General features: G+C 70.4%; 5 protein-coding genes. 2 read left to right on the top strand and 3 right to left on the bottom strand.

What is annotated here, in order from left to right:
• The first annotated feature begins 99 nt into the window (after window positions 1-99).
• Window positions 100-2,664, top strand: coding sequence for an aminopeptidase N (pepN, locus tag AOK24_RS38030; RefSeq protein WP_055724503.1), 2,565 nt, complete (start codon window positions 100-102; stop codon window positions 2,662-2,664).
• A gap of 70 nt (window positions 2,665-2,734) precedes the next feature.
• On the opposite strand, the gene AOK24_RS38025 is transcribed toward pepN, so the two are convergent.
• Window positions 2,735-3,631: an EamA family transporter gene (locus AOK24_RS38025; RefSeq protein ID WP_055724502.1), complete on the bottom strand. Its 897-nt coding sequence runs from the start codon at window positions 3,629-3,631 to the stop codon at window positions 2,735-2,737.
• Window positions 3,632-3,749: 118 nt separating this feature from the next.
• On the opposite strand from AOK24_RS38025, the gene AOK24_RS38020 reads away from it, so the two are divergent.
• Window positions 3,750-4,253: a MarR family winged helix-turn-helix transcriptional regulator gene (locus AOK24_RS38020; protein WP_055724501.1), complete on the top strand. Its 504-nt coding sequence runs from the start codon at window positions 3,750-3,752 to the stop codon at window positions 4,251-4,253.
• 68 nt (window positions 4,254-4,321) lie between these two features.
• Here the strand turns inward: AOK24_RS38020 and AOK24_RS38015 are convergent, their stop codons facing one another.
• Both AOK24_RS38015 and AOK24_RS38010 read right to left on the bottom strand, forming a co-directional pair.
• Window positions 4,322-4,570 (bottom strand): hypothetical protein, encoded by a 249-nt coding sequence (locus AOK24_RS38015; RefSeq protein ID WP_055724500.1) that lies wholly within the window; start codon window positions 4,568-4,570, stop codon window positions 4,322-4,324.
• A gap of 126 nt (window positions 4,571-4,696) precedes the next feature.
• Window positions 4,697-5,418, bottom strand: a 722-nt coding sequence (locus tag AOK24_RS38010; protein ID WP_055724499.1) for a quinone oxidoreductase family protein, incomplete at its 5' end; no start/stop codon positions are given.

Below are 5,418 nucleotides of genomic sequence, written 5' to 3'. Positions count from 1 at the left end.
GTGCCCGGAGGGGGCGTGCGCTGGGTGATAGTGGCTGCGTGCCCGGAGGCGGCACGTGGAAAGATGGCCACAACCCACGCATAACGAGGAGATGACCGCGTGCCTGGCACAAACCTGACTCGCGAAGAGGCTCAGCAGCGGGCTCAGCTGCTCACCGTTGACTCGTACGAGATCGATCTCGACCTCTCCGGAGCGCAGGAGGGCGGCACCTACCGGTCCGTGACCACGGTGCGCTTCGATGTCGCCGAGGGCGGCGCCGAGTCGTTCATCGACCTGGTCGCCCCCGCGGTCCTGGAGGTGACGCTGAACGGGGACGCGCTGGACCCCGCCGAGGTGTTCAAGGACTCCCGCATCGCCCTGCCCGGCCTGCTCGCCGGTCCGAACGTCCTGCGCGTCGTCGCGGACTGCGCCTACACCAACACCGGTGAGGGCCTGCACCGCTTCGTCGACCCGGTCGACCAACAGGCGTACCTGTACACGCAGTTCGAGGTGCCGGACGCCCGCCGCGTCTTCGCGTCCTTCGAACAGCCCGACCTGAAGGCGACGTTCAGGTTCACGGTCAAGGCGCCCACCGGCTGGACGGTGATCTCCAACTCCCCGACGCCCGAACCCAAGGACGACGTCTGGGAGTTCGAGCCGACGCCGCGCATCTCGACGTACATCACGGCGCTGATCGTCGGCCCTTACCACTCCGTGCACAGCGTGTACGAGAAGGACGGCCAGACCGTCCCGCTCGGCATCTACTGCCGCCCCTCGCTGGCCGAATTCCTCGACTCCGACGCCATCTTCGAGGTGACCCGGCAGGGATTCGACTGGTTCCAGGAGAAGTTCGACTACGCGTACCCGTTCAAGAAGTACGACCAGCTGTTCGTCCCGGAGTTCAACGCGGGCGCGATGGAGAACGCGGGCGCGGTGACGATCCGCGACCAGTACGTGTTCCGCTCGAAGGTCACGGACGCCGCGTACGAGACGCGCGCCGAGACCATCCTCCACGAGCTGGCGCACATGTGGTTCGGCGACCTCGTCACGATGGAGTGGTGGAACGACCTCTGGCTGAACGAGTCGTTCGCGACGTACACGTCGATCGCCTGCCAGGCGTACGCGCCCGGCTCGCGCTGGCCGCACTCGTGGACGACGTTCGCGAACTCCATGAAGACGTGGGCCTACCGCCAGGACCAACTCCCTTCCACGCACCCGATCATGGCGGAGATCAACGACCTGGACGACGTCCTGGTCAACTTCGACGGGATCACGTACGCGAAGGGCGCCTCCGTCCTGAAGCAGCTCGTCGCGTACGTCGGGATGGACGCGTTCTTCCAGGGCGTGCAGGCGTATTTCAAGGCGCACGCGTTCGGCAACACGCGTCTTTCGGACCTGCTCGGCGCGCTGGAGGAGACCTCCGGGCGTGACCTCAAGTCGTGGTCGAAGGCGTGGCTGGAGACGGCCGGGATCAACATCCTGCGGCCGGAGATCGTCACGGACGCCTCCGGCGTCATCACCTCGTTCGCGGTCCGCCAGGAAGCCCCCGCGCTGCCGGCCGGCGCGAAGGGCGAGCCGACGCTGCGCCCCCACCGCATCGCCATCGGCCTGTACGAACTGGACGACGACAGCGGCAAGTTGGTGCGGGACGAACGTATCGAGCTGGACATCGACGGGGAGTTGACGGACGTACCCCAGCTGATCGGCAAGCGCCGCCCGGCCGTCGTCCTGCTCAACGACGACGACCTCTCGTACGCGAAGGTCCGTCTCGACACGGAGTCCCTCGCCTTCGTCACCGAGCACCTCGGCGACTTCGAGTCCTCCCTGCCGCGCGCCCTGTGCTGGGCCTCCGCCTGGGACATGACCCGCGACGCGGAACTCGCCACGAGCGACTACCTCTCGCTGGTCCTCTCCGGGATCGGCAAGGAGTCGGACATCGGCGTCGTCCAGTCCCTCCAGCGGCAGGTCAAGCTGGCGCTCGAGCTGTACGCGGCTCCGGCCAAGCGGGCGTCCCTGCTGACGCGTTGGACCGAGGCGACGCTGGAGCACCTGCGTGCGGCTGCCCCCGGCAGCGACCACCAGCTCGCGTGGGCAAGGGCGTTCGCGGCGACGGCCCGCACGGACTCCGAACTGGCGCTCCTCGAAGGCCTGTTGGACGGCTCCTCGACGATCGACGGCCTCGCCGTCGACACCGAGCTGCGGTGGGCGTTCGTCCAACGCCTCGCGGCTGTGGGCCGGTTCGACGAGCCGGAGATCAACGCCGAGTACGAGCGCGACAAGACGGCGGCAGGAGAGCGGCACGCCCTCACGGCCCGCGCCTCCCGGCCCACCGCCGAGGCCAAGGCCGCCGCCTGGTCCTCGGTCATCGACTCCTCCGACCTCCCCAACGCCCTCCAGGAAGCCGTGATCGGCGGCTTCGTCCAGCCCGAACAGCGCGAACTGCTCGCGCCGTACACGGAGAAGTACTTCGAGGTCGTCAAGTCGATCTGGGACTCCCGCTCCCACGAGATCGCCCAGCAGGTCGCGGTCGGCCTGTACCCGGCGATCCAGGTGTCGCAGTCGACGCTGGACGCCACGGACGCCTGGCTGTCCTCCGCCGAACCGAACGCCGCGCTGCGGCGGTTGGTGTCGGAGTCCCGGTCGGGGGTTGAGCGGGCGCTGAAGGCGCAGGCCGCTGACGCGTAACGCGTGACACGAGGGGCGCCCGGCGTTGTCGAACGCCGGGCGCCTTTGTGCTGCCTGCCGGGGGCGCGTTTCACACCCGCTGGAGTGCGCGCTCCCGGGGTGCGGGCGTGGTGGCGCGCGCGGCAGGCCGCAGCTGTCCGATGACCGTCGCCCCCAACGCCACGCCCATCCCCACGAGTTGCAGGGCCGTCAGCGGCTGGCCGAGGGCTGCCCAGCCGAGGGCCGCTGCTGTGACCGGGGAGAGGGAGCCGAGGAGGGAGACCTGGGTGACGGAGAGGTGGCCGATGCCGCGGAACCAGAGCCAGTAGGCGACGGCTGTGTTGGCGAGGGCGAGGTAGAGGTAGCCGCCGATCGCGCGGGTGTCGAGGGCGGGGGGTGCGCCTTCGATCAGGAGGGCCAGGGGGGCGATCAGGAGGCCGCCTGCGGTGAGTTGCCAGCCGGCGAGGGTGAGGGGGCCTGCGCCGGTCGGGCGGCCCCACTTCTTCGTCAGGACGGTGCCGGCGGACATGGAGGCGGTGGAGGCCACGGCGGCCGTAATACCCAGGGTGTCCAGCGCGCCGCCCGCCTTGAGGACTACGAGGGTGACGCCGAGGGCCGCCGCTATGCCGGTGAGGAGGGGGCGGACGGTCGGGCGTTCGCGGAGCACCAGCGTCGAGAGGGCCAGCACGAACAGCGGCCCCGCCGAGGAGACCGCCGCCGCGAGCCCTCCGGGCAGCCGGTACGCGGCGAGGAACAGCAGCGGGAAGAACGCGCCGATGTTGAGCGCGCCCAGCACGCCCGCCTTCCACCACCAGGCGCCGCGCGGCAGCGTGCGGGTGAGGGCGAGGAGGAGCAGGCCGGCGGGGAGCGCGCGCATGAGGCCGGTGAAGAGGGGCCGGTCCGGTGGGAGGAACTCCGAGGTCACGGCGTAGGTGGTGCCCCAGGAGACGGGGGCGAGGGCGGTGAGGAGGACGGTTGCGGACTTCATGGGACACCCCGGTCTGGTAGCTCGACGGTGATTAGCTTAGCGCTAAGCAAATTAGAGTCAAGCCGCTTAGGGGTAAGCCAGTCGGGGGCAAGCCGGCTCCGCTTGAGATACTCCCCCCATGAGCACGCCCCCCAAGGACCCCGTGGACGCGATCGTCGACCAGTGGGCCGCCGCCCGCCCCGACCTCGACACCGCCGCGATGGAGGTCTTCGGCCGCATCTCCCGCATCGCCCGCGCGATGGGCGACCGCGCCGAACGCGCCTACGCCCCGTACGGCATCTCCCGCGGCGAGTTCGACGTCCTCGCGACGCTGCGGCGCTCCGGTGAGCCGTACTCCCTCTCCCCCCGCGAGCTCTCCTCGACCCTCATGCTCACGACCGGCGGTATGACGGGCCGGCTCGACAAACTCGAACGCGCGGGCCTGCTGCGCCGCTCCCCCGACCCCCACGACCGCCGGGCCCTGCGGGTCACCCTTACGGAGGACGGTCTCAAGGTCGTCGACCAGGCCGTGGCGGCCGGGCTCGCGGTCCAGCAGCAGGCGATCTCGGTCCTGGACGCGCAAAAGGTCGGCCAACTGGCCGACCTTTTGCGGGAGCTGCTGCCGGGGACTACACAGGAGTAGCCCTCGGGGGGTACCCGGTTAACCCTCAGGGGGGAGGTACCCGTATACGTTCGTTCAGAAAGCGGACGTCAGGCCTTGGAAGCCTTGGGCTCGCGGTCCTTCGACTTGTCCAGGACCCAGACCAGGCCGGCGATCGCGAGGAAGATCCCGATCGGCGCCACGACGAACAGGCCCAGCGTGTCGACGACACTCAGACCCGGACCCGGGTCGTCACCGTCGTCGCGCGTGAGCGCGAGCGCGGGGGACGACATCAGCAGCATCATCAGCGTCGTACCGGCCGCCAGGGTGCCGGCGCGCAAGGCGTTCTTCTTGTCCACGGTGCAAAAGTAGCGAACCCCGGGGGAGCCCGCTCGCTCGGGGTGCCTTAAGAAGAGGGCGACCGGGTGCCTCTGCGGTTCGCGCGGGGCGGTGACCGGGTGCCCCTTCGGTTCGGGCGGGGTGGTTCAGGGCACGAGTACGACCTTCCCGAGGTTGCCCCGCGCCTCGATCACGCCATGCGCCCGGCCCGCCTCCGCCAGCGGGAACTCCGCCGAGACACGAGGCCGCAGCACGCCCGTGGCGTACTGGTCCCACAGTTCGCTCACCCACCCCGCGTACCTCTCCGGTTCGCGCCTCGCGATCGCCGCCACCTGGAAGCCGGTGACCGAAGCGCTCCGCACGAGCAACTCGTACGCGTCGACCGTCCCGCCGCCCGAGCCGAACGCCACCAGTCGGCCGCCCGGCGCCAACGCCCGTACCGCGGGCCCGAGTACGTCGCCACCGACCCCGTCGAGGACGACGTCCACCGGCTCGCCCCAGCTCTCGTCGCCGTACAGGACGACCTCGTCGGCGCCGAGTCCGCGCACGAACTCCGCCTTGTCCGCGCTGCTCACGGCGGCAACGACACGCAACGCCCGCATGTTCCGGGCGAGTTGCAGCGCCAGTGACCCGATCGCGCTCGCCGCGGCCGTGACGAGGACGGTGTCCCCCTTCCCAACTCCCCCCGCCTCCAGGGCTCCTCGCGCCACCGCACCGCTCCTCACCAGCGCCACGGCGTCGACGGCGCTCGCGCCCTCGGGCAGGGCGGACGCCATCTCCTCGCGGAGGGTGGCCAGTTCGGCGTACGCGTGCGAGAAGCAGAGACCGGTGACGCGGTCGCCCGCCGCGAACCCCGTGACCCCGTCCC

It is taken from the genome of Streptomyces niveiscabiei (assembly GCF_001419795.1).
In the GTDB taxonomy this organism is placed as follows: domain Bacteria; phylum Actinomycetota; class Actinomycetes; order Streptomycetales; family Streptomycetaceae; genus Streptomyces; species Streptomyces niveiscabiei.
This window is presented reverse-complemented; position numbering and strand designations above follow the sequence as displayed.

Excerpts from the sequence above, each read along its gene's own strand:
- AOK24_RS38025 (WP_055724502.1), bottom strand. The coding sequence starts at position 3,631 with ATGAAGTCCGCAACCGTCCTCCTCACCGCCCTCGCCCCCGTCTCCTGG.
- AOK24_RS38020 (WP_055724501.1), top strand. The coding sequence starts at position 3,750 with ATGAGCACGCCCCCCAAGGACCCCGTGGACGCGATCGTCGACCAGTGG.